Below are 23,120 nucleotides of genomic sequence, written 5' to 3'. Positions count from 1 at the left end.
TGAAATGGTATTAGCTTTTCAGATTAATAGCTAAATGAACTTGTTCCTACAGACTAAAGACTATAGACTGCAGTCTGTTTACTCCATAACACAAATTTTTTGCACCAAATGCATTTCACCCAATTCAACAAGCAGAAAATACATGCCGCTCTGAGTTGGAGATTGAATGTTTTGTCGTTGAATACCAGATTCAATAGTTTGAACATCCTGCAAAACAAGTTGACCATATAGATTAAACCATTTGTATGTAATTGATGCCTCATCCAAATTATTAATTAGCACAAAACTCTGTCTATGTTGTTGGATTAAATTTGGAGTAAAAATTATTGAAGATAAATCGCTTGCATTCGGAGTTATTGCTGCTCGTTCGTCAAACAAGCGATCAGGATATTCCGGACTGGTAGTTTTATAAAAATGTAAATCAACACAAAGTGTATCTTTTATTATACAGTTTATATCGGTAACGGTCCATTCAAAACAATAATATCCATAATTATATGCCGAGATTCTTGTTTTAGGATTGGTCGGATCATCAATCCGCACAGGATGCGGTCCACTGATCAATCGCCAGATGCCATTGGGATGATTTTTGGCATCGAGATAAGCAGCCAGTCCACGCTTTTCAAAATCTTGTCCGGCGATGGTGGTTTCCAAAATGACCGGTTTGCATTTTTGACAACTGCTTCCACAATCTGTATCATAGGTCAGACAAATGCGGCCTGTATCCTTTGCATTTAAATTCCAAACTACATCCACTACACTGCTATCAGGATTTGAAATAATGTTTCCGCCATTAACTGTCCAATGATAGGCTTTTACATTTCCAGGTAAAAAGGAATCCACCCAATATTTAGAAAGATTGTCAAAGCAATACACTTTATTTCCATTCAGTTTGAAAGCACATTCAGGTGCTAAATTTCCTTCGTTAAAGGATTCGCAAAATGTTTTAGAACAATAAAAGAAATCATTATTATAATAAGTAATTACTTCTACTTGTAAACAGTAATCTTCTTTGATAGCAGGTACTAAAAGTCGCTCATCGAAACTTACACGTCTTCTAGCAGGATCATATTTCTTAAACCAGTGGTAATTAAATTCATAGGATTCACCGACATTACAAGGTTTTGTAATTTTTATATTGGGAAGCAATTCTACATCACCTCCAAAACAAATAATTGACCAGGACGGAGCAAAATCCACATTGATGGTTGTTAGTATTATCGAACTGTCGCACAGATCTGGATTCGTAGTATTTGGGAGTTTAATAAATGCATTTTGCAAACACAAGCCCTGTCTTCTCCCCAGAATATCAATATAGGGTTCGTTATTACAACCAATGTATTGCACAATAGCCGGAACCGGTTCTTCCAACACTGTAAATTCAACTACAGAATCATAGTAACAACAATTCTTTTTATCCCGTAAGTGCTCGCGATAAATGCCTGAACTCTTGATATATTGAGAATGCCATTTATATCCTGATGAGCCGACCGCTTCATGACAAAGTCTTCTAGGGTTGCCGAAACGATCCGGAAGACCTGTCACTTCAATGCTAGCGCATTGAGGGCCTTCTTGATCACAGATACTGTTTGGGTTTTTTGGATTGCGTATATAAGCGGTTACACACAATTCGTAGGTGCCACCAGTTGGAATTAAAAATTCAATGTTGTCTTCATAGAGACCTTCTGCTAATAATTGTCCATCCAATTCCCAAACATAATAGACATTGCATAAATCACCCATGCCTTGTATAGAATAACTTTTATAACATCCTGGGCAAACATTTTTAATTATTTGACTTGCCTCATTATTGATGTAACCAATAGGATCTACTTTAGGTGAAGCACCCCCTGTAGTATTTATTGTGAAATCGCAAACATCTCCATTACATCCATCAACCCATAAATAGTATTGAACGCATTTAGATAAATTCGCATTGATGGTAGCGCTACCTCCCGGTGGAACGCAAGGGCTGGACTGGCAAGCAATCGGCTTAGAGCATTGACAATCTTCAATGATTCCAAATTCCAATCCCTGGCTATTCGAACAACTGCCTACTGATAGCGTCACACTGACATTTCCGCCATTGGTAAAAAATCCAATCCAATTGGTATTTTCAGCTTGACCCCCTTGCGAACAAATCGGCGAGCAGCTACTTGGAGTTGTGCTGGTATTCGAACAGGTATAACCGTCAATTTCTTCCAGTGAGCAAAAAAACGGCGCATTGGCACAGGTGGTGCCCATAGCAGGACTGCATTGTGCAGCTAGTTTATTAAGACCAGCTATGGATAAAAACAGCATCCATACCGTAAAATACAGTTGGTTCTTCATAATCATATGATTGCCTAAGATACGGAATCGCTGCCTAATTGGAGGGATCAATTTTTGTCTAAGGTCTGTAGTCTGTAGTCTGTGGATCTTGGAGCATGATTGATGCTTTTAAGCCTAACCAAATTGCAGCATTGCAGCATCGAAAAATATCAGCCCGCCCGATCCGACTGATGATTCATTACAAATCTTATTGACAAATTCAGAACCGTCGGGCGGGCATTTTCCTATAGCCTCTAGCCTCTAGCCTTTAGCCTTTAGCCATTAGCCTAGTCTTTCACCCATAGATAGCTAATAGATAAAGAATAGATACCCCGTAGATGCTCCCATGTTCAAGAAAGCCTGAAGTAAGGGAGATCAAATTTTCTCATAATTCAGAACCCATGCGAGCCGGTATTTTACCCATTATGATGGGAACAACCCCGGGTCAGTATGGGAAGAAGATGGGAACAAGAGGGGGAGAAGTAATGCTGCAATTTTGCAATGCTGCAATTTTCCAATGCTGCAATTCTACAATGAGGAAATACTGGAATCTTATAATCCTGAAATAGGGACCAATTGATTTCCGAAATGCTTGATTTGAAAATTGTCATTTATTGGATTAATTTAAAAAATAGGTAGAAGGTATTGAGCTTTGGTTAAAACCTTTAAACCATAATAAAACAAACTCTTGTATGTTTTTTGGATTTAAGTCTGGTTTAATAAACATTGGGTTTATTACAATATAAAGCATTGATTAGTAATTATATATATAACATAAAGATTTTTAACTAAATTCCCAATTTCGATGTTTTATTTAGATCCATATTTACCTATTCGAGACATCCATTGAAAACATAGTAGCATTGCAGCCTTGAAACATTTCAGCAGTTTGCCTCTAGCCTTTAGTCTGTAGTCTTTAGTCTTTAGTCTATAGTCTATAGTCTGTAGTCTGAGGAGCATGATTGATGCTTTTGAGCCTAACCAAATTGCAGAATTGCAGCATTGCTAAATTTCAGCATTTTTCCTCTAGCCTCTAGCCTCTAGTCTTTAGTCTGTAGATGTCTGATTGAAGAATTTGAGCTCAACCAAATTGCAGCATTGAAAATTTTAGCATTTTCCTCTAGCCTTTAGCCTCTAGCCTCTAGCCTTCAGTTAGCATTGCAGCATTGGAACATTTCCTCCCGCCCTCCCGACGTTCAGACCTCCAGACCTCTTCCAGACCTCTTCCCGCCCTCTTCCAGACCTCCAGACCCTCAGACCTCTTCCAGACCTCTTCCCGACCTCTTCCCGATCTCCTCCCCAATCTTCCGGCATTTTCCCTTAAAACAAAATATTTCTTCCTAAAATTAACCATTCACCATTAAAAATTAACCATTACCATTTATCTTCGCAATACAACCAACCCGATCAGCATGACAACCTGGAAGGTCCTTTATGTCAAAAGCAATTACGAGCTTAAAGTAGAACAACAATTAAAGCTACTTGGCATAGAGCATTTTTTGCCGAAAGTGCAGGTTTGCAGAAAATGGTCAGATCGGATTAAAAAATTGTTGGTACCCGCATTTCCATCTTATTTATTTGTACGCATAGACGAGAATGACCGCAGTAAAGTGTTTAAGGTCCCGGGCATGTTGAAATACGTGCGTCATGAAAACCGGGATGCAGTATTAAAAGAAGAAGAGTTGGATTTAATGCGAAACAGTCAGTCGATGCTGGTACCTGAATCTTTAAAAACCATCCAAAAATTAAAAGGCCAAATGATCCGCATTAAAGACGGACTCTTAGCTGGAAAAACGGGTTTGTTGGTTGATTTCATAGGAAAAAAATTCGTTCAGATGCATCTGGAAACCATCGCAATGGGATTTTTAATTGAATTGCCTGTGGAGCAGTTGCAGTTGGACTGAGCTTTTATAAATTGAATCCTATTGAATTTTCACTCAGTCAGGTTTTTTTTTGTTTTTTATGGGACTGGGTGCGGCGAAGCCGTGTTTGGGTGGAATGGAAATGGTTAAAAAAGAATTGAAATATTGTAGATGATGAGATTATGGAAGTACTCCAATTTAATTGAATCTCAATGAGAATACACTTTCTATTTTATTTTTCTGTGATTATCATATTGCTTGGTTGCAATGAAAATCCTATAGGCCTTACAATTCAAGAAGCAGAAAAAAAGGGTATTTTCTTTGATAGCTTAAATTTGGTTTATAAAAGTGCCATCAGTGTAGATACTTCTAATGCAGTCTTTAAAACTGAAAGCGATATGGAAAAAGCATCTACTGCCTATCAGAATTTATTTGATGAATTTGGTAAATATTTAAAAGCGAATCAGTTTAACTGGCCTTTTGCAACCAGCTGTTTTCAAAAAATATACATCAATGAAAATGGTAAAATAGATTATTTTTTATTCAACTTTCTAGGTGAACCGCCATACGAAGTAACAACCGATCAAGAAAACAAATTTAAAAGTCTATTAAATGAATTTATTAAAGATTATACATTCCCATTCACAACCAGCATGAAGCATTCTCAATGTGGGACGGTTGTTTATGGATTAAAGAAGGAAAAACAGAATCAAAAATAAGCAAGTTGATAAGAAATTGGATTTTCGTAAAATTGGCAATTGTTTAGATTAAATGGATTTATATATATAAATTGCTTGGTGTAATAATTGCGGAGATATAGATGTTATGTGCCATAATTTAACGCACCTTCAAACAATCAAACTAAAAAGATAAACATATGTATCGTAAAGGAATATTTATCAGCTATAGCCATCGAGACAAAAAGTGGTTAGACACAATTATGACTTTTCTTAAACCTTATACAAGAGAAGAAAAGATATCAATTTGGAGTGACGAACAAATAATGCCTGGTGTTCGTTGGGATACTGAAATAAAAAAGCAACTGGAGACATGCCGAGTAGCTCTCTTGCTTGTAACACCCAATTTTTTAGCTTCAGATTATATTGTTGACAAAGAATTGTCCTTAATTCTGAAAAGAGCAGAAGAAGGAGAACTAATAATTTACTGGATAGCAGTAAGTCATTCTGCATATAATCTTACAGAACTTGCCAAAATACAATCAGCGAACAACCCTGCTAAGCCATTGGATGAATTAAATAAATCAGAAAGAGATAAAACCTTAGTAAAAATCTCAGAAAAAATAGCTAATGCAATGGATATAAATGCAATTAGTAATGTTTTAAAGATTATTGATGATTTTGTGCCGCAACAAAAAGCATTTGTAGATAATGTAGAAGTTGATAAACGTCCAAAAAACTATTCAATTCAAGCTCATCAGGAACATGATAAAATTGAATTAAAGAGTAGAGATAATTATGTAGTTGAAACGATAACAGCCGAAGATTTAGAAAAGCTTGACAGAAATTCTAAGATACTTATTAGAAGTTATGAAAACACAATGAAAGACTTATTTGAACGATGGGCGGAATTACAACCAAAAAGTTACTCAAGAGACCCAATTATCCGACAAGACGCAAGAGATGAAATGACAATAGTTAGACAGGACTTGTGCTCTCAATTAAATGCTATTCTGAACTATTTGCAATCAATGCATAAAAATTTAGACGACCACTACCATCACGTTAGACACATTTGTTTACAATGACCATTACGGCACATAACAGCACATTTGCGATAGGCGGGCTTTCGTGCCCCAAAAATGCCTACGGGTCCAAGAAACTTTGTATCTTCGAATGAGCATTTGTTCCAAGGAACCCGCCCATCGCAAATCTGCGGAACGTTCTTGAAATTTAAAAAATATAATACAATAAAATGAAAAAATATTTTTTTGCCACGATGTTCATTCATTTTACATTTTTGGGATACGCTGAAACTGTAAAAGGAAAATTTAGATATTCCGACCAAGACCCTACAACTGGTGCCATAACATTCAAACCAATTATATACTCAAATGTGGAAGTATGGAGTATTACGCCAGGAGGAACATGGCAAATTGAAACCAGAACAACAACAGATGTAAACGGAGAAATCAATGTTTTAATGCAATGGAAAAGGGCAAGAGTAACGTATGGAATTCGAATAGTTGCAGAAAATTACGCTTGCCGAGTTAATACTCAAAGAACTTGGTCAACTTTTTTTACTCATCCTATGTTGAATGGAAAAGAAATTAAAAAGGTTGTACGAAACAAAAATGATGTCTTGGATTTTAGTTGTGATTTTACAGATTTATATATTTCTCAACACTTCAATGTTTGTTGTACTATTTTAAAAGGGTACGAATATGCTGCAATGCATAGAGAGCCAACTGAAACGGATATTGTTCATCAAGTCGCCGTTTCCTCTGAAATTATTCTTGCTAATTCATACTATTCTACAGCGGCAATTCAATTGAAGCCTGAAAATTATTTTGAAGATCTCCTGATATTACATGAATATGCTCATCATATAGAATTTTGTGTGAGTACATTTGGAATGATAATAACTAACCATGATGGCTGCAATATGGATGGTGTTTTTGGAGGATTGACCTCGTTGAAAAGAGAGGAAGCCGCTTGGATGGAAGGATACGCTAATTTTTTTGCACAAGCAGTCAATCGAGCCTTCCCCTTGGAAAAATTTGTTGGCAATTCAGGGTCATTAAGTGGTTATATGTTAGAGTATCCACATTGTAATGCTTCAACGTACCAAGCCAATGAAACTGAACTATATATTGCGGCTGTGTTATGGGATTTGATTGATGACTTTTCTCCAAATCCTAACGAAATTTATGATGATATTTATCAAAACCTAGACGAGGAAATATTCTACGTTTTTGATAAAGAACTTGATAATGGTGCATGGCCTACTTTTTTCACGCTTTTTAAATGCATGGAATGGTCGCGGCTATGCGAATATCAACAAGATAATATGCCAAAACAATCAAATGTTATTCACCAATTCCGTATTTCGGAAACTTTCAGGCAAGGCAAGTTTTAGACAATTATCGAATACTCTTTTTGAAGTTCAAGTGGACGCTTACGATGAATGCGAAGACTTGGTAATGGTCGATGTTTATGATGAAAGTAATAGTTTTATTAGTAAATCGAGTACAAAATTTACCATAAACACTAATTGTAGTACTACAAAAAAAAATAAAAAGAAAATAATTCAAACTGGCAATAAGCCAATTGAAATCACTATTCCATGTGAAACAATAACATGCTCAAAGGCTTCATATAAATTTGTTTTACAAAAAGTAGGCTATTTAAATGGTGTAACATATATAAAGATTTCTAAGGACTCTTGTAAGTAATCAATCCAAGAACAACGGTTTTACGAAAATGCCGCCCGAAATCCAACACACAGAGCCAACGCATGGCGACACATTCGTAAAGCCAAACCGTTAGAGGACATAAACAGATGAAAACCAAAAGATTAATATTTTACTTCGCAATATCAATAATAATTTCCTGTGACCCTGAACAAGCGGGTCCTGAATCAAATTGTACTTTACAACCACTCTATAAACTTAATCACCATTTTATAGCGGCAGGAAAGGTATTTGATATCAGAACTGACCCACCAAAGGAAATCAAGAATGGAAAAATAGAATATGGGTTAAACCTTCAATTTATTTTTTCTCAAATCAATAAGCCCTTTACTTATCCTTATACAGAGTATTTTGTAGATAGCATAGAATTTTCAAATCCAAATTGGGCAATAGTTAAAATTTTTGAAAGTGATAATTTTCGAACATACGATTACTTCAGAATTGATTGTCAAATAGAACTTGAGTCATCCGAAGGCAATTTGTTGTTGGAATTAACAAAATCAGGTGAAGAAATATCAGAAAAGCGATTTGCTATTTATGATTATAAAAGAAATAAACATAACCAGGATTCATTCTCCTTCATAGAATTCAGATTAGGATCATTTGCATCATATGAAGACATTATTAGACAATTTGCTAAGGACAATTCTGGTAAATACGACACAATTGCAATTGAAATGGTACAAAATAGAACAATTGAATAATACGTCCTCTAACATAGTACTTGCGTTCAAGTCGCTAATATATTCAATTTTCACTTTTGGGTGATAATGTGATAAAAATGATATACATGAAAATAATTAACTTTGTATTATGCTTGTTGTTAATTTCTCCAATATGTGGATTGTCACAAAATTGGGCTCCAACTGGTGCGAAATGGCATTTTTCAAAATTTTATGATTATCATAAAGATATCGAAGAATTCACCTTAATTGAATCAGTTGGGGATACTATTATAAATGGCATCCCTTCAACTCATTTAACTATTACAAATAATTGGGCTTGCTCAATAACGGATAATAATGTTTTTATGTATCAGACATTGGAAAATAAAATTTACGTAAAAATTAATAGTGAATCGGAATTTCATATGCTGTACAATTTTTCAGCTGAAATTGGGGATTCTTGGAAATTCCCTATTATGTTTAACTCAATGTATACAGATACACTAAAATATACAGTAACTAATATTTTTACAACCAGCATAAATGGTCACGAAAGGAAAGTTTTATCCTGTAATCTTGAGTTTAATCATGGAGTTTTTTGGTATAGAGTATACACTACTCAATTGATTGAAGGCATAGGAGATATCCAATACATGTTTCCCTGGCAATCTCAATTGTGTGACGAAGATTACATTTTTGGACTGAGGTGTTATGAAGATTATAAAATTGGTCTGTACCATTATAATACCGATGTAGCATGTGATTATATTCTAGAAACTTCAACATCTGAATTAGACCAGAACTATGATATAGAGCTATTTCTTAATTCATCCTTAAACAGGATTTATTTGAATAGTCCAGAATTAAATTATTTGAAAATTGAAGTAATTGATTCACAAGGAAAAGTTTTATTGAGAGAAGATGGCTTTTTAACAGAAATTGTGCTGAATGAATTAGCACCGGGACTATATTTTTTAAGAATAGTTAATAGTAGAGGAAAAACCATCGTTAGACAATTAATAAAAAATTAAAACGAACCGACAACATCGGCTATAAACACAAGCCAGCGACCAAGCCCAAGGCAAATTCGCTTTAAGCCGACGCTCACGGCGAATTTGCTGGCACGTTGCATAGCCAACCGTTATGCATCCCGCTTGGGCGACCTGCAAACTTGAAATTTGATAGCTTTGAATGAACATTTTTTTTTTGATACAACTAAAACAAAGACGAATGACTAAATATTACTTATACAATCCAATTTATTCGCTGCTTTTGGTATTCGTATTTTTTTTTTTTTCCTGCAACCGACAAGATAAAACAAGCACACTTAAAGACCCAACTACTTCTATACAAAGTCCAACAGTAATTAGAAACTTTAAAGCGTTTGCTGTGGCCCCAGATTTTGACACTACTTTAGTTAGTCAATATATCCGAAGTATTTTTCAGGATTCGAAAGGGAATTTATGGTTGGGTACATTAGGCGAAGGCGTCGTGAGGTATGATGTAAAAGCGTTGACCTACTATTCCAATCCTGAAGGTTTTAATAGCACCTCTGTTTATGCAATTAATGAAGATAATAATAGTAATCTGTGGTTTGGAACCGACCAGGGAGTGTACAAATATGATGGAAAAACATATAGAAATTACAATCAAAAAGATGGACTAAATCATATTGATATAAGTCGAAAAAGTATTCTTGTTGATTAATCGGGTACAATTTAGGTAGGCACTCACTATGGCATTTAGCTTTGTTAATTCCACGCCTTCCTTTAGATAGCAAAGAGTTTGGCCAGGCCTGGAATGCATTGACAAACTGGGCAAAGGATAAAACTAATTCCCGAATAGTAAGAGTAAATTCTATCCAAGGACTTTTTGAAATGCTGAATCAACAAGACGATTTAAAAAAAGATTTTAGTTTGACTTTAACAGAACTTGAAAAGGAATATATTCCATCAATCAATGCAAGAATTAGGAAAATCAGAAATTCTAGCCGCTACCAGTCCCTAATAGTAATGCGATATACGGGGACGTTTATGGCTAACAGGCAACAAATTGTATCGGCAACTTAAAAGATAGGCACATATCAGATTTCTTTCGAAGTGTTTGTGGTATGCCAGAAAGTGCTTAATCAGTTTTTGCAACAACAATATAAGAGGTAATAATTATTTGGACGTTGGGAGCTATAAAAGCAAATTTATTCTCCCAATGAGTAACTTTTGCATAATTAAAATGGAATGTTTGGATTAGTATCACGAATTTGACAAACCATTGCTAAATTTGATCTAAAACAGTATGATCTTAGAATTGCTTCTATTTGATTTTCAAACTGGACCGGTGAACCTAGTTAATACTTTACTGTAAGCCAAATGAAACTTAAAACGCAAAGACTTCTAATCCGAAAATTCGAATCTGCAGATGCACAAGTTTTATTTGAACTTGACTCAGACCCAGAAGTAATGAAGTTTATTAGTGGAAAGATGCCTCTATCAATTGCGGATTCGGCTAAAGCAATAAATAGGCAGCTTGTATATTATGAAAGACATAAAGCACTTGGCATATTTCCTGCCTTCCTTATAGATACAAAAGAATTTATTGGTTGGTGCGCTCTAAGGTACTTGGACACCTCAGATAAAATTGAAGTTGGTTACAGGCTGAAGAAAAAATTCTGGGGGAATGGCTATGCAACAGAATTAACTAAAGCTTTATTGAATTATGGTTTTGAGAATTTGAATTTAAAAGAGATTTATGCAGTGACACATCTCGATAACATTGCATCTCAAAAGGTTCTGATAAAATCTGGTCTAAAACGTATTGGGCAAGACACGTATTATAATAATAAAGTGACTCTGTTTAAGATTGAAAACCAAATTAAAACCTAACAGAACCTAGCCACTAAGTGAGATTTTGCGTTCTATTGACAGTTAAGGTGTGAATTTAAGATCATTTTTTCAATAAAATTTTGTGTTAGATGCCCCGCTCTTTGGGTAACTGCAAAACGTTATTCATTCTGCCTTACTTAATTAAAATTTTCTTAAAAAATAACCCTTTCATTTCCAGTGCAACTGAACAACTATTCTTAAGGCAATTTAAATTGTTTGAACCATTCCCAATTGTGCAATGCTCCATTTAAAGGGTGATTAATACCATTTGGATATTCGTGTTGAAGGTTTTTTATTTCAACTATTCTAAAAGTATTTTCAGGTATTCCACTGAGACCATAATAATCTGCGTAAACGATTGAACTGGTATCCCCAAATAAATTATAATTTTTATCATTCAACTCAAAACATCGGATATAGGGATCGACCTGAACTTTATATAAAAAGGGATATTTTGAATAAACGGATTCAAATCCCATAGGTATTGAATCGTTTGAAGAAAGGCCTAAATTGGTCAATATTTTTCCATCCTGATTTCCAAATATTAACATTACTGGCAACTTTCTGGAAGGTATTATTGTGGTATCTCTAGGCATAGCTCCCCCTCCACCAGTGGAAGTGGATGCAGCAAGTTCATTGGACATATCGAGGGCTGTTCTAGCCGCAAATTCACCGCCGTTTGAAAATCCTACTGTATAAATTCTATGTGAATCAACATTATAATTTTCCTTTAGTTGTTTAATGATTTCACGAACAAAATGAATATCATCTGTTGGAATTTCTCCATTACAATAGGTATAATTTGCTCCAATGACATTCCATTTTGTAGTTTGTTCCGTATTGCCATCCTCTGATATACAATATGAAAGCGCCGATGGAAAAACGGTCAAAATATTCTGAACATCACCTACTTCCTTCCAACCGGAAATATTATAAAATTGTTCACCAGACTGACCTGTTCCATGAAACATAATCACTACGGGTGTTTCATGTTCATGGGAGTAAGCTGGAGGTACGTGGACAAAATAAATTCTTTCCTTCCCATCAACTTGGATTTTAAATTGATTTTTACCAATTGTAAATGTTGGTTTATCTGGGTTTTCTTCAGAGCAAGAACTTAATATGAATATTAAAAGCAGATTTAGTACATAAGTCAGTTTCATAATTAGTTACAGTTTGTTAAAATTCAAAAAAATAAAATAACAATGCAAAAGTGAGCTGATATTTATAAGAATGGATCACCCTTTTGGGTGATTTTTTAAATCTTATAAATTTATTTATTTTTTTTCATGATCATGGCGGATGCAAATTGATTAAATAGTCTCTAACAATTGGTGAGTCCGTATAGGATCATTAGTTTTCTTATCCAATTCTTCATCGTACACATGCCGACCCAAAATGCCCCACACAAACAGGCAGGTAACTAATGTAAATCGCATTTAATTACCTTTGTGAGAGCGACAATCAATATTGCAACGGATGAACAGCAGCGCACCAGTTAGGACAAGATTGAAATTTATTTTAAAATTAAGGACGATGTTCAGTAATTAAACAACGATGCTGTTAATCTTTTTTTTTATAGACTTCATTAATCCCTTCTTCTTTGGCGGTAAACTTAACAAAAAAACATATTAACATGATAATTGGAGTAGCAGGACCTTACTCGGCGGACACCGCTGAACAGAGACAAATAAATTTAGACAACATGAATAAGGTTGCAGCTAGACTTCTTGAACTTGGACATATACCAATAATCGGAATGAATGCTGCCATACCAGTATTAGAACATGCTAATGTATCGGACAAATATAAATGCACAATGGACATTTCTCTTGCCGTTATTAGTACGTGTGACGCTTTATTACTTTTAGAAGAAAGCCCGGGCGCTAATAAAGAAAGGGACTTAATATTAGCAAAAGGCCGACCTGTATTTAAATCAATTGACGAAATAGTTGCGATAACTAAATAGTAAATTGACTAAGGCTATAAGCCAATTGCTTACAGTTAATTAACGTAAACAGGTAGAATCCCTTTTTTATGTCTCGAACTGTCCTGCGTCGAATTTCTACACTAAAAACACGAAGAGGCCTTAGACTTAATTTTTTCTTGTTTTTGACTTCCATTTGGTTGACTTTCTGACCAGATTTTGGTCATCTTATTTCAGGCACAGCCATTTATTGAAATTAGTATTTGACATGCCTAAATAATTTTTAATGAGTTTCAATCGACATTTTAACATATAGGTATTAATTTTGGAGTAACTGCTCTGTGATAAATTTGCAGCTGGGTATTTAACTTAAATTCTAATATTTGAAGGTATTTCTTATCAACACATCTATCCGCAAGTTCTTTAAAATTCATGTTAAACTATCCTTATCCGCATGAGTGGATATTAGAATTGATTTCTATATTTGTCTCAAAGTAAAAATAAATGCCTACCAATAAAGTCAGCCTTCACCGAGTCTTAGCAGCTCCAGTCGAAAAAGTATATAAAGCATTTACAGATGCAGATGCTATGGCTTCCTGGTTGCCTCCTTATGGATTTGTATGCAAAGTACATAGCATGGATTTTAGAGTGGGAGGGAACTATAAAATGTCGTTTATAAATTTTACAACAGGAAACGGACACTCGTTTGGAGGAGAGTATTTGGAAATTAAACCGAATGAACTCTTAAAATATTCCGACCAATTTGATGATCCCAATTTACCTGGTCAAATGATTACTACCATTGAGTTTAAAAAAGTTTTGTGTGGTACCGAACTTTTTGCAACGCAAGAAGGAATTCCCGATGTGATTCCAACTGAAATGTGCTATTTAGGCTGGCAGGAATCCTTGGACAAATTGAAACGCCTGGTCGAACCCAATATTCCGGACGCTTAATTAATCTCATCTTTTTAGTATGGCAAAGCAAATATTTATCAATTTGGTCGTAAAGGACCTTCAAAAATCTATGGACTTTTATACCGCATTGGGCTTCACCAACAACCCTCAATTTTCTGATGACAAGGGGAAATGTATGGTCTGGAGTGAAACTATTTTTGTAATGATCATGACAACCGAAAAGTTTTCAAGTTTCGCAACTAAGCCCTTAGCAGATACCAAAGCAAATTTGGCGGGAATTTATGCATTGTCCTTAGATAGCGTGGACGAAATGAATACCCTGATGGGGAAAGGTCTGCAAGCAGGTGGAACCGAACCAAGCGAACTAAAAGATTATGGATTTATGCAACAAAGAACCATAGAAGATCTGGATGGCCACACCTGGGAATTTTTCTATATGGACCTGTCTAAATTTCCAACAGAACAAACTGCATAACAATAAGAGCATGCTGATTTGCTTGGTCTCTAAGTGTAAGCTTTTGCCTCTGTATCCATCTTCGGAAATAAATAACAGGATCGCATGATGAATATGAAATTCAATCCATTTCCAAGCTTAACAACGGAAAGACTGAAGCTCAGACAATTGACACCGGATGACCGGCACGATATTTTTGCATTGCGTTCTGATCCGGTAATAAATACCTATTTAGACAGAGCTTTTTGTAAGTCTACAGAAGATGCTTTAAATTTTATTTATAAGGTCAATGACAACATTCAAAAAAACAATTCCGTCTATTGGGTAATCAGCTTGAAACAGACAAATACATTTGTAGGAACCATTTGTCTCTTTGATTTTTCAAACGAAGAAAGTAGCTGTGAAATAGGCTACGAACTCATGACAAAATTTCAAGGACAGGGTATTATGAAAGAAGCGGCTGTAAAAATTATTGACTACGCATTTCACACAGTATTGGTTCGAAAAATAGTAGCTTATTCCCACCAAGACAATCAAAAGTCAACAAAACTTTTGACAGGAATTCATTTTAGTAAATCCTTAAAAATTAATAAAGAAAACCCAGATTTACAGAAGTACACTTTGAACAACTTGCTATAAAATGACTTCAACCCAACTCAAAGCCCTTGAATAAAAAATAATTTTAGATTTTAATTTTATTTCAGTTTAGGTCTTCTATATGAAAGTTATTATGCCACCACCACAGCCTGCGCTATCCTAGACGTAGTATTTAATCTTCAATATTATATTGCAATTTTTGATCCTCTGACTCATTGAAAGAAACTTTTGTGCCTTGGTGCAGGCATAACTCCAATTGTTATTGAAAATTGAGCATTGTGAATTAAGCATTTTTTTATATGCTTGTAATAATGAAATTTTTAATGCTCAATAAGCAATGATCAATGTAGGTAACAATAAAAAATTTGCCTTCATCCTTTCTCCCCTCTAGCCTCTATTGAATTACTCTTAAGTCAAGTCACATTCAAAAGCGACAAGCTATCAATATTTAAATTTCAATCCTTGACGCATCGAACAGAAAGTCCCATTTTCTTGTCGGAGGTGGATTTATAAATCGATCCACTGCCAGAGTATAAATAGTTTGAATATGCATTTGCCATTCGATCGACTTCATATTCACTGGTGGCTGTCCACCAATAACCATAACGTAAATTGTAGTAAAAGTTTCCCGATTTACCCATGTAACCACCACCTTTGGCTGTAAACTTAGAGCTATTGCTTGCTCCATTATTCGGAGTGTCCCATTGATCTGTAACGGTTCCTTTAAGACGACCGCCGGCATCGCCTAATCCACCTAAAGTATTAATTAATGTATCCCAATCTTTCTTGGTGGCAACATGAAATCCAGTCGGACCCAGTTTTTTTCTTTTAGATACGTCTGTTTTGGAAGCTTCATCCCAAATTCCTGCAACCGCATACCAATTATACAACTTTCCGAATTTTGCTGCATAATTGGTGGAGTCAAAATTGTAATAACAATAAGCTCCAGTTGTTAATCCGGCCCATTCTGCAGCACTTGTGATCTTGGGTATGGGCGTGCCATCATTGTATTTGGGAGCATTTAAATTGTAATTCATCCAGGATTGGCTGCCAATGGTTACAGTTGAAACTTGAGCTTGCAGCATTCCAAAAAACAAACAGATTGCAAAAAATAGAGAATTTTTCATTGATTTTAAATTTGAGTATACAATAATAGTGCACTAATTTAGATAAGATTATCATCTGTTAGGAAAATTATTTTAATAAAGTTTAGGTATTCTCATTTGAAAGCCCCTTGAATTTCACATCCATTTAAAGAAAGGTGTTTTAACTAAGTAGGTAAAAAAATGCCATACAGCTCAATTGATTCCAGATTCAGTTGACCCTTCCCTGAAAATTCACCCTGCTGAATGAGCTGTCCCTGATTTGAGCTGAGTGTATATTGGATTGGTTTATTAATTTCGGATGTCATACTCAAAAAATTGGCAGCCGGATTGGGAAATAGTTTAATGCCAAGAATATCCTTCTGAAATTGTGAATTGGCGGTGGGAATTTTTTTGACTAGCATGTTTACCAATTATTAGTCTTGAATGTTAAACGAAACAATGTTCAAGATTGAAGCTTATTTGATTGTGCTATTGAATAATTTATCTAGTTGCAAATCTATAAATATTTGGATTTCAATAGGTATCTAGCTATTGATTTAATTATTATATTTGTTTTTTAGAATCTGAAGACCAATTATAAAAAATTACTATTATGAAGCAGCAAAGTATTGTATTAATAGACTTAATTTTAATCTTAATGTTCATAATTAGTTTTAGTTGTTCTGAACAAATAGAAGAAATAAAAAAGGTAAAGGAAATCAAACTAATTAAAATTGAGTCTAACGCCGATGGTAATATGTGGATAGAAAATTATTTTTATAATTTAGATGGGGTGCTTTGTCAAGTTGTAAATTCTGAATCATTTAGAGGTAGATATGAAATTCAATATTTAAATAAAAAATTAACGGAATATTCAATGTTCAGAATAGCTGATGGTAAAAAATTATTCAGGGATTCAGTTGCATACGATTCACTTGGTCGAATTCAGAAAATATTCAACTATTCCATTAATTCAGGTACAGAGCTGCCATTGACTTGGATTTATGAATATGAGTATGATCATTTAGGTAAATTATCAAAAAGGAGTTTCTATTCTAAAATCGCAGAAGTATATTTTTGGTATGAAAAATATTTTTGGAATGGAAGCAATATTATAAGAATGGAGGAGTATTGTGAAAGCAAAGAGATTTGTTACGAATACTTTTATACTTACGATAATAAGGTAAATTACAAGGCAAATATCCCTATTTATATTTCAGACCCATTAAATTGGTGTGAAAATAACGTTACTAGTATGAATTGGTATGACTACCATGGAAATTTAGATATAATATGTCGGCCTTGTGTAACTTCTTATAAGTATAATTTAGAAAATTATCCGATCGAGATAATTACAAATTGGGGGTTCAGATCGATATTGACTTATAAATGATTGCAATCACGAAACTCGTTAACCATCTAAAAAATATTAGATGCATTGAATGTCTTTAACCATATTGTAAAGAAAATAAGAACAAAGAGCATATAGCTATTTTCATGCAACTAAATGCAAAACAAAAGCAGCAAATGACGACAATTATTTTTCAGCTACAAATTTATTGGTTGCTATTTTTTAGTTTTTTATTCTTTCTTGCTCTAGCCAAGTAAATACAAGCTCAACTAAGGAGACATCTTTAGCATTAGATTCGATCCCTGAAATCATAGGCACTTCGCCTGCATTAAGTGGTCAGGCGGCTTCACCTTTAAATGATCCGAGCCTTGTAAGTCAGTATATCCGATGTATTTTTCAGGATTCAAAAGGGAATTACTGGTTTGGTCCGGCTGGACAAAGTGTAGCTCGATATGACATCAAAACTTTAAGGTATTTTAGCAGAGCGGAGTTTTTTCAGGGCAATATGCGGGTAAGCACAGACAATTGGAATAGTGTGCATGCAATTGCTGAAGACCATCAGGCGAATATTTGGTTTGGTACAGACTTTGGACTCGTAAAATACAGTGCCAACCATTTAAACGGACAGGAAAACGCATTTAGAACCTATAATGAAGTCCATGGACTCAGCAATATAAACATTGGTCGAAAATGTATTCTTGTAGATAAATCAGGAATACTTTGGGTAGGCACCGGAGGCGGTGTTTTTAAATACAATCTGACGGCAGATACTATGGCTGGGAAATGTTTTATTCCGTTTCAATTGATTCCTCCGATAGCTATTAAAGACATCATGGAAGACAAGTCTGGAAGTATTTGGTTTGCTACACAAGACCAGGGAATTTTTTGTTATGATCCACATTTACCAAATGGGAAAACAATTAAGAATATTACTGGGAAAGATGGTTTGGGAGATAATTATGCAGGCGGCATGATCGAAGATCAAATTGGAAATTTTTGGTTTACAGTTAAAGGTGGAATTTGCAAATACGATCCTAAGCTTCCAGAAGGGCATGATAAAGCATTCACTTATTTAACATCTAAAGATGGAATAGGAGGTACAGAAATTTGGGGCATCTATTTGGAAAAGCCGGGCATCATTTGGATTACTGCCAGAGGCAGTACGACACGATTCGATCCTTCTCTTGGTATTTCAAATCCAAAGGCGTTTACCGTATTTACCCAAGAAGACGGGATTAACTGCTGTGTTCAAAGTATGTATCAAGATAGATCAGGAAGGATGTGGTGGGGCGCAGGCGCCGGACTCTACCGTTTTGATGGCAAACGATTTTATCAGGTAAAACAAAAAGGCCCTTGGTAGAAATAAATTTCCAACGAGTTGCTTAATAAATATGTATTTGATCAAACATCAATCTGGAATGCGTGTAAATTTTATTCTCGTTTGCAGATCTGGAGTATAAATAGTCTATTTTTACCCATGAGATAGGATATAGAGATGCAATACATGTGTCACCTATTTTAGATTTATACCAAAATCTAAATTAAAACTATTAAATAATGATTTTCGAAAAATTAGTTCCGAATATATTCTATGTGGATATAAACGAAGGCTTGAAATTATTTGTAGACTGCTTAAATTTTACGATTGAACATGATGAACTAAAATCAGATCAAGCATTTTGCGTATTGGAAAAAGATGGTTTAAGAATCAATCTATTTCAAAATACCGCACTGGCAAAGGAACATAATCCTGAATTTCGATTAGTAACAAAAAATATTGAGGAAGTCTATGCCTTCGTTTCGAAGAGGAATCCAGAATTCCTTCATCCAAATTTAAATAAAATTACACTTCGTCCCTGGGGCGCAAAAGAATTTGCATTGATGGATAGGCAGCTTGGAATTATTATTCAACAATGGTAAGCACAAGATTAATAAAGACATCGTGTTAATAATAAATTGAGTGACGTGTTTGTTTTTGCATTTGGAATTTTATTTATATTTGAGCTCACTGAATAGGAATTTCCCGGTCTTTTTGATGATCCGTTTTAATGCCAGCATATTATGACTACACAATTTAAATATGTTACTCTTTTATTACTAATCTTTTGTAGGCTCACTACCTATTCTCAAAATCCCTTGTTTGAATCAAGAACCGATTTTAAAAAATACTACGATCAGTTTAATGTCGAGGGTTCATTTGTGCTTTATGATCCGAGTCAAGATCAATACATTGTTTACAATCAGGCTCAATTTGAAAAAGCATTTACTCCTGCGTCCACCTTTAAAATTTGCAATTCACTCATTGGATTGGAAACGGGGGTCATTAAAGACGAGCATTTTATGATGAAGTGGGACAGCATGATGTATTTAAATCCTAACTGGAATGGAGACCAGGATTTAAAAACTGCGATTGAGAATTCTACCGTTTGGTATTATCAGGAACTTGCCCGACGCGTGGGGGGTCAGAAAATGAAATACTGGCTGGATAAAGTGAATTATGGGAATGCAGACACATCTGGTGGCATTGATCAGTTTTGGTTAAGCGGTGGACTCCGGATCAGTCCAGCACAACATATTGATTTTCTCAAGCGACTTTATAAAAATACCTTACCTTTTTCGCAACGCTCCATGGATATTGTTAAAAAGATACTGATTACTGAACAGACAGCTTTTTATACCATTCATTCAAAAACCGGCTGGGGTTGGCAAGACAATACAGAGATTGGATGGGATGTGGGTTATATTGAAACGAATGGGTCGGTTTACTATTTTGTAAATTGTATACAAACAAAAGATTCTACCCATACCGAATTTTCAAGAGCACGCGTTGACATCGTAAGTTATATTTTGAATGATTTGAAATTAAAAAACTCTGTAAATTTAAAAATCACACCAGTCACAGATGATTATTATGTATTCACAAGTTATAGGCCGATCAATGGAAAGCCATTTCCATCAAACGGAATGTATTGTGTAACCGATCAGGGGGTCGTTTTGTTAGATACACCTTGGGATAGCACCCAATTTCAACCTCTGCTGGACAGCATTACAAGTAGACACAATAAAAGCGTGGTGGCTTGTATTGCAACACACTACCACGACGATCGAACGGCAGGACTTGATTTCTATAAAAGCAAAGGCATTGCTACGTATTCATCCAGACAAACTTTAGCATTGTGCAAAAAGCATCACGAAAAGCAAGCAGCATTTTATTTTATAAATGATACCACGTTTACAATAGGCAATCAAAGATTCCAGACTTATTATCCAGGTGAAGGACATACTAAGGATAACATTGTGATTTGGTGCAAGGATGCTAATATCTTATATGGCGGTTGCCTGATAAAAAGTACTGAAAACAAAGGACTCGGAAATATCGCTGATGCAAATTTAAAAGAGTGGCCGAATGCAATTAAAAAGCTACAGAAGAAATTTCCAAAACCAAAATATGTTATACCCGGTCACTTCGGGTGGAAGAGTAATAAAGGCTTGCAACATACACTGAAGTTGCTTAGAAAAAACAAGGTGAAATAGACTATCTTTTTTAAAATATTGCCATTTTTCTATACTACAGTTCTAAAATATTTTAATCTATAAATATTTTATATTAATCAGCCTAATAAAAAACAGTTGTTGAAGGCGTCCCGCCGAAACCAAAGGGGATAAATCATAAACAAAAAACAATCACCTGAATACAAGATAAATTTTTATTCAAACCTCGGCGGGACGCCTTCGGTAACTTTTTTTTATAAACAACAGCATTACAAAGTATATTATAAATAGAGAAGTCTAGCTATTTCAGGTAAAACGACAAACAGGGACCATTGACGATAGACCATTGAAAGAAAGACCATTGACCATTTATTACTAAAAACAAACAACTATCAACTAATTTAATTTCTCACAAAGACTCAAAGACGAAAAGAAGAAAATTACGAATTACGGAATTACGAAAATTGCGAATTCTCAACAACTATCAACTATCAACTACCAACTATCAACTACCAACCATCAACTACCAACCATCAACTACCAACTATCATCTATCAACTATCCCCTAAATTCCTATTTTTGCGTCAAATTCACTTATGTCCCAAAATTCTTCTAAAAATGACTTGCTGTCTAAAGATTCAATTGAACGATGTATTCAATTGATGCATTATTTATGTGAAAACGGAGATCAGTTAGGACATATACAAGCCGAGCAATTGGATGCTTTGCGTAAAGCATCGGGCATATTTTCAAGACCGGATCGGAAGGAACGTAAGAAACGATTGAAAGGACTTAAAAATCTGGAGAACCAAAAAATTAAAGAACACAATCGTAAAAGTTTTGCAGCAGCAGGGATTCGCAAAGCACGAACCGACACCGTGTTTGTAGCTCCCATGCAGTTACCGGAACAGGAAACGCAATCAAAAGTCAAGCAATATTTAAACAGTCCACGCAATTGTTATATCTGCAAAGCGGAATATACAGAAGTGCATCATTTTTATGACGCCATGTGTTTGGCTTGTGGCGATTACAATTATGCCAAACGATTTCAACATTGTGATCTCAGCGGACAAGTTGCACTCATTACCGGTTCGCGATTGAAAATAGGTTATCAGGCGACACTTAAATTGTTGCGTTCGGGTGCAATTGTGATTGCAACAACTCGCTTTCCGGTCGATTCTGCATTGCGATATGCCAAAGAATCCGATTTTGTTGATTGGAAAGATCGCTTACACATCTATGGTTTGGATTTACGTCACATTCCAAGTGTCGAACTTTTTTGTTCGCATATCCTGCATCAATTTTCCCGATTGGATTTATTAATCAACAATGCAGCACAAACCGTTCGACGTCCTCCCGGATTTTACAGCCATCTTTTAGAAACTGAATCCATACCCTTTGAGCAATTGCCGAATGCAGCACAAAGTCTTTTATCCAATCATCATCGGGTCATTCAACAGTTAAACCAATTGCATGCCGATAAACAGGAATTACAATCCTTACCGGTAAGTTGGGATGTACATGATTCCGGAATCGGACTCAGTGCTTCAGCAGCATTATCACAAATACCCTATAAGATAGACAAGACGATCGATGCAGCGCAATTATTTCCCAGTGGCGCATTGGATGCCGATTTGCAACAAGTCGATCTGCGCAAAACAAATAGCTGGAGATTAAAGTTGGGTGAAATTGAAACAGCTGAAATGATAGAAGTCCAATTGGTCAATGCCATTGCCCCGTTTGTATTAAACAATCAGTTGCTCCAGCTAATGAAACGCGACCATACCGGACAAAAGCATATTGTCAATGTAACGGCTATGGAAGGAAAATTTTATCGTTTTACAAAAGCAGCAAGGCATCCACATACCAATATGGCCAAAGCTGCACTCAATATGATGACCCATACAGCTGCAGCCGAATTGGCAGAATATGGAATTTTTATGAATGCAGTCGATACCGGCTGGGTAACCGATGAAGATCCTGTTGAACTTGCCCGCTATAAATCGGAGGTCCATGATTTTCAACCTCCATTGGATATTGTGGATGGTGCTGCACGTGTTTGTGATCCCTTCATAGATGGAATCTTAACTGGCAAACACTGGTGTGGAAAATTTTTAAAAGATTACATGCCGATTGATTGGTAAATTTCAGTC

General features: G+C 35.2%; 22 protein-coding genes. 18 read left to right on the top strand and 4 right to left on the bottom strand.

The window, feature by feature from the left end:
• Positions 1-78 precede the first annotated feature (78 nt).
• A complete protein-coding gene (locus IPK91_05565) occupies positions 79-2,331 on the bottom strand; it encodes a hypothetical protein (GenBank protein MBK8296741.1) in 2,253 nt (750 codons plus the stop codon).
• A gap of 1,391 nt (positions 2,332-3,722) precedes the next feature.
• Between IPK91_05565 and IPK91_05560 the strand changes: the two genes are divergently transcribed.
• From IPK91_05560 to IPK91_05520, 9 genes are all read left to right on the top strand, one after another.
• Positions 3,723-4,214 carry a UpxY family transcription antiterminator gene (locus IPK91_05560; protein MBK8296740.1) on the top strand — a complete coding sequence of 164 codons (492 nt, stop codon included), beginning with the start codon at positions 3,723-3,725 and terminating at the stop codon, positions 4,212-4,214.
• A 170-nt stretch (positions 4,215-4,384) separates the two neighbouring features.
• Entirely contained in the window at positions 4,385-4,891 is a 507-nt protein-coding gene (locus tag IPK91_05555; protein ID MBK8296739.1) for a hypothetical protein, read from the top strand.
• A 158-nt stretch (positions 4,892-5,049) separates the two neighbouring features.
• Complete coding sequence (locus IPK91_05550; protein MBK8296738.1) at positions 5,050-5,937, top strand: toll/interleukin-1 receptor domain-containing protein; 888 nt, start codon at positions 5,050-5,052, stop codon at positions 5,935-5,937.
• A 167-nt stretch (positions 5,938-6,104) separates the two neighbouring features.
• Complete coding sequence (locus IPK91_05545) at positions 6,105-7,268, top strand: hypothetical protein (protein ID MBK8296737.1); 1,164 nt, start codon at positions 6,105-6,107, stop codon at positions 7,266-7,268.
• Positions 7,269-7,691: 423 nt separating this feature from the next.
• Positions 7,692-8,306, top strand: a complete 615-nt coding sequence (locus IPK91_05540) for a hypothetical protein (GenBank protein ID MBK8296736.1) — start codon at positions 7,692-7,694, stop codon at positions 8,304-8,306.
• An 86-nt stretch (positions 8,307-8,392) separates the two neighbouring features.
• Complete coding sequence (locus IPK91_05535) at positions 8,393-9,298, top strand: T9SS type A sorting domain-containing protein (protein MBK8296735.1); 906 nt, start codon at positions 8,393-8,395, stop codon at positions 9,296-9,298.
• Positions 9,299-9,497: 199 nt separating this feature from the next.
• Positions 9,498-9,974, top strand: coding sequence for a hypothetical protein (locus tag IPK91_05530; GenBank protein ID MBK8296734.1), 477 nt, complete (start codon positions 9,498-9,500; stop codon positions 9,972-9,974).
• A 41-nt stretch (positions 9,975-10,015) separates the two neighbouring features.
• On the top strand, positions 10,016-10,336 hold the full coding sequence (locus IPK91_05525) for a hypothetical protein (GenBank protein ID MBK8296733.1): 321 nt from the start codon (positions 10,016-10,018) through the stop codon (positions 10,334-10,336).
• Between the two features lie 297 nt (positions 10,337-10,633).
• A complete protein-coding gene (locus tag IPK91_05520) occupies positions 10,634-11,146 on the top strand; it encodes a GNAT family N-acetyltransferase (GenBank protein ID MBK8296732.1) in 513 nt (170 codons plus the stop codon).
• A 197-nt stretch (positions 11,147-11,343) separates the two neighbouring features.
• Here the strand turns inward: IPK91_05520 and IPK91_05515 are convergent, their stop codons facing one another.
• A complete protein-coding gene (locus IPK91_05515; protein MBK8296731.1) occupies positions 11,344-12,309 on the bottom strand; it encodes a dienelactone hydrolase family protein in 966 nt (321 codons plus the stop codon).
• Positions 12,310-12,749: 440 nt separating this feature from the next.
• Between IPK91_05515 and IPK91_05510 the strand changes: the two genes are divergently transcribed.
• From IPK91_05510 to IPK91_05495, 4 genes are all read left to right on the top strand, one after another.
• Positions 12,750-13,115, top strand: coding sequence for a DUF4406 domain-containing protein (locus IPK91_05510; GenBank protein ID MBK8296730.1), 366 nt, complete (start codon positions 12,750-12,752; stop codon positions 13,113-13,115).
• Between the two features lie 462 nt (positions 13,116-13,577).
• Complete coding sequence (locus IPK91_05505) at positions 13,578-14,027, top strand: SRPBCC family protein (GenBank protein MBK8296729.1); 450 nt, start codon at positions 13,578-13,580, stop codon at positions 14,025-14,027.
• A gap of 19 nt (positions 14,028-14,046) precedes the next feature.
• Positions 14,047-14,463: a glyoxalase/bleomycin resistance/extradiol dioxygenase family protein gene (locus IPK91_05500; protein MBK8296728.1), complete on the top strand. Its 417-nt coding sequence runs from the start codon at positions 14,047-14,049 to the stop codon at positions 14,461-14,463.
• Between the two features lie 84 nt (positions 14,464-14,547).
• Complete coding sequence (locus IPK91_05495; GenBank protein ID MBK8296727.1) at positions 14,548-15,081, top strand: GNAT family N-acetyltransferase; 534 nt, start codon at positions 14,548-14,550, stop codon at positions 15,079-15,081.
• 413 nt (positions 15,082-15,494) lie between these two features.
• Here IPK91_05495 and IPK91_05490 read toward each other — a convergent pair whose 3' ends face one another.
• The gene (locus tag IPK91_05490; protein MBK8296726.1) at positions 15,495-16,166 is read right to left on the bottom strand and encodes a fibrobacter succinogenes major paralogous domain-containing protein; all 672 of its coding nucleotides are present in this window, start codon (positions 16,164-16,166) and stop codon (positions 15,495-15,497) included.
• Between the two features lie 143 nt (positions 16,167-16,309).
• Positions 16,310-16,546, bottom strand: coding sequence for a T9SS type A sorting domain-containing protein (locus IPK91_05485; GenBank protein MBK8296725.1), 237 nt, complete (start codon positions 16,544-16,546; stop codon positions 16,310-16,312).
• A gap of 191 nt (positions 16,547-16,737) precedes the next feature.
• Here IPK91_05485 and IPK91_05480 point away from each other — a divergent pair, with 191 nt between their 5' ends.
• The 5 genes from IPK91_05480 to IPK91_05460 all read left to right on the top strand — a co-directional run bounded on the left by IPK91_05480 (position 16,738) and on the right by IPK91_05460 (position 23,111).
• Positions 16,738-17,517: a hypothetical protein gene (locus IPK91_05480; protein MBK8296724.1), complete on the top strand. Its 780-nt coding sequence runs from the start codon at positions 16,738-16,740 to the stop codon at positions 17,515-17,517.
• 190 nt (positions 17,518-17,707) lie between these two features.
• On the top strand, positions 17,708-18,835 hold the full coding sequence (locus tag IPK91_05475) for a regulator (protein ID MBK8296723.1): 1,128 nt from the start codon (positions 17,708-17,710) through the stop codon (positions 18,833-18,835).
• Positions 18,836-19,032: 197 nt separating this feature from the next.
• A complete protein-coding gene (locus IPK91_05470) occupies positions 19,033-19,395 on the top strand; it encodes a hypothetical protein (GenBank protein ID MBK8296722.1) in 363 nt (120 codons plus the stop codon).
• Positions 19,396-20,103: 708 nt separating this feature from the next.
• A complete protein-coding gene (gene bla, locus IPK91_05465) occupies positions 20,104-21,009 on the top strand; it encodes a BlaB/IND/MUS family subclass B1 metallo-beta-lactamase (GenBank protein MBK8296721.1) in 906 nt (301 codons plus the stop codon).
• A gap of 554 nt (positions 21,010-21,563) precedes the next feature.
• Positions 21,564-23,111, top strand: a complete 1,548-nt coding sequence (locus tag IPK91_05460) for an SDR family oxidoreductase (protein ID MBK8296720.1) — start codon at positions 21,564-21,566, stop codon at positions 23,109-23,111.
• Positions 23,112-23,120 lie beyond the last annotated feature (9 nt).

Source organism: Saprospiraceae bacterium (genome assembly GCA_016712145.1).
Taxonomy (GTDB): domain Bacteria; phylum Bacteroidota; class Bacteroidia; order Chitinophagales; family Saprospiraceae; genus Vicinibacter.
The sequence above is the reverse complement of the archived record's forward strand: the minus strand, read 5'-3'. Positions and strand labels throughout refer to the sequence as shown.

What these genes read in the sequence shown, in the direction of transcription:
- IPK91_05565 (MBK8296741.1), bottom strand. Translation starts at nt 2,331, where the DNA reads ATGAAGAACCAACTGTATTTTACGGTATGGATGCTGTTTTTATCCATA.
- IPK91_05560 (MBK8296740.1), top strand. Translation starts at nt 3,723, where the DNA reads ATGACAACCTGGAAGGTCCTTTATGTCAAAAGCAATTACGAGCTTAAA.
- IPK91_05555 (MBK8296739.1), top strand. Translation starts at nt 4,385, where the DNA reads ATGAGAATACACTTTCTATTTTATTTTTCTGTGATTATCATATTGCTT.
- IPK91_05550 (MBK8296738.1), top strand. Translation starts at nt 5,050, where the DNA reads ATGTATCGTAAAGGAATATTTATCAGCTATAGCCATCGAGACAAAAAG.
- IPK91_05545 (MBK8296737.1), top strand. Translation starts at nt 6,105, where the DNA reads ATGAAAAAATATTTTTTTGCCACGATGTTCATTCATTTTACATTTTTG.
- IPK91_05540 (MBK8296736.1), top strand. Translation starts at nt 7,692, where the DNA reads ATGAAAACCAAAAGATTAATATTTTACTTCGCAATATCAATAATAATT.
- IPK91_05535 (MBK8296735.1), top strand. Translation starts at nt 8,393, where the DNA reads ATGAAAATAATTAACTTTGTATTATGCTTGTTGTTAATTTCTCCAATA.
- IPK91_05530 (MBK8296734.1), top strand. Translation starts at nt 9,498, where the DNA reads ATGACTAAATATTACTTATACAATCCAATTTATTCGCTGCTTTTGGTA.
- IPK91_05520 (MBK8296732.1), top strand. Translation starts at nt 10,634, where the DNA reads ATGAAACTTAAAACGCAAAGACTTCTAATCCGAAAATTCGAATCTGCA.
- IPK91_05515 (MBK8296731.1), bottom strand. Translation starts at nt 12,309, where the DNA reads ATGAAACTGACTTATGTACTAAATCTGCTTTTAATATTCATATTAAGT.
- IPK91_05505 (MBK8296729.1), top strand. Translation starts at nt 13,578, where the DNA reads ATGCCTACCAATAAAGTCAGCCTTCACCGAGTCTTAGCAGCTCCAGTC.
- IPK91_05500 (MBK8296728.1), top strand. Translation starts at nt 14,047, where the DNA reads ATGGCAAAGCAAATATTTATCAATTTGGTCGTAAAGGACCTTCAAAAA.
- IPK91_05495 (MBK8296727.1), top strand. Translation starts at nt 14,548, where the DNA reads ATGATGAATATGAAATTCAATCCATTTCCAAGCTTAACAACGGAAAGA.
- IPK91_05490 (MBK8296726.1), bottom strand. Translation starts at nt 16,166, where the DNA reads ATGAAAAATTCTCTATTTTTTGCAATCTGTTTGTTTTTTGGAATGCTG.
- IPK91_05485 (MBK8296725.1), bottom strand. Translation starts at nt 16,546, where the DNA reads ATGCTAGTCAAAAAAATTCCCACCGCCAATTCACAATTTCAGAAGGAT.
- IPK91_05480 (MBK8296724.1), top strand. Translation starts at nt 16,738, where the DNA reads ATGAAGCAGCAAAGTATTGTATTAATAGACTTAATTTTAATCTTAATG.
- IPK91_05470 (MBK8296722.1), top strand. Translation starts at nt 19,033, where the DNA reads ATGATTTTCGAAAAATTAGTTCCGAATATATTCTATGTGGATATAAAC.
- bla (MBK8296721.1), top strand. Translation starts at nt 20,104, where the DNA reads ATGGATATTGTTAAAAAGATACTGATTACTGAACAGACAGCTTTTTAT.
- IPK91_05460 (MBK8296720.1), top strand. Translation starts at nt 21,564, where the DNA reads ATGTCCCAAAATTCTTCTAAAAATGACTTGCTGTCTAAAGATTCAATT.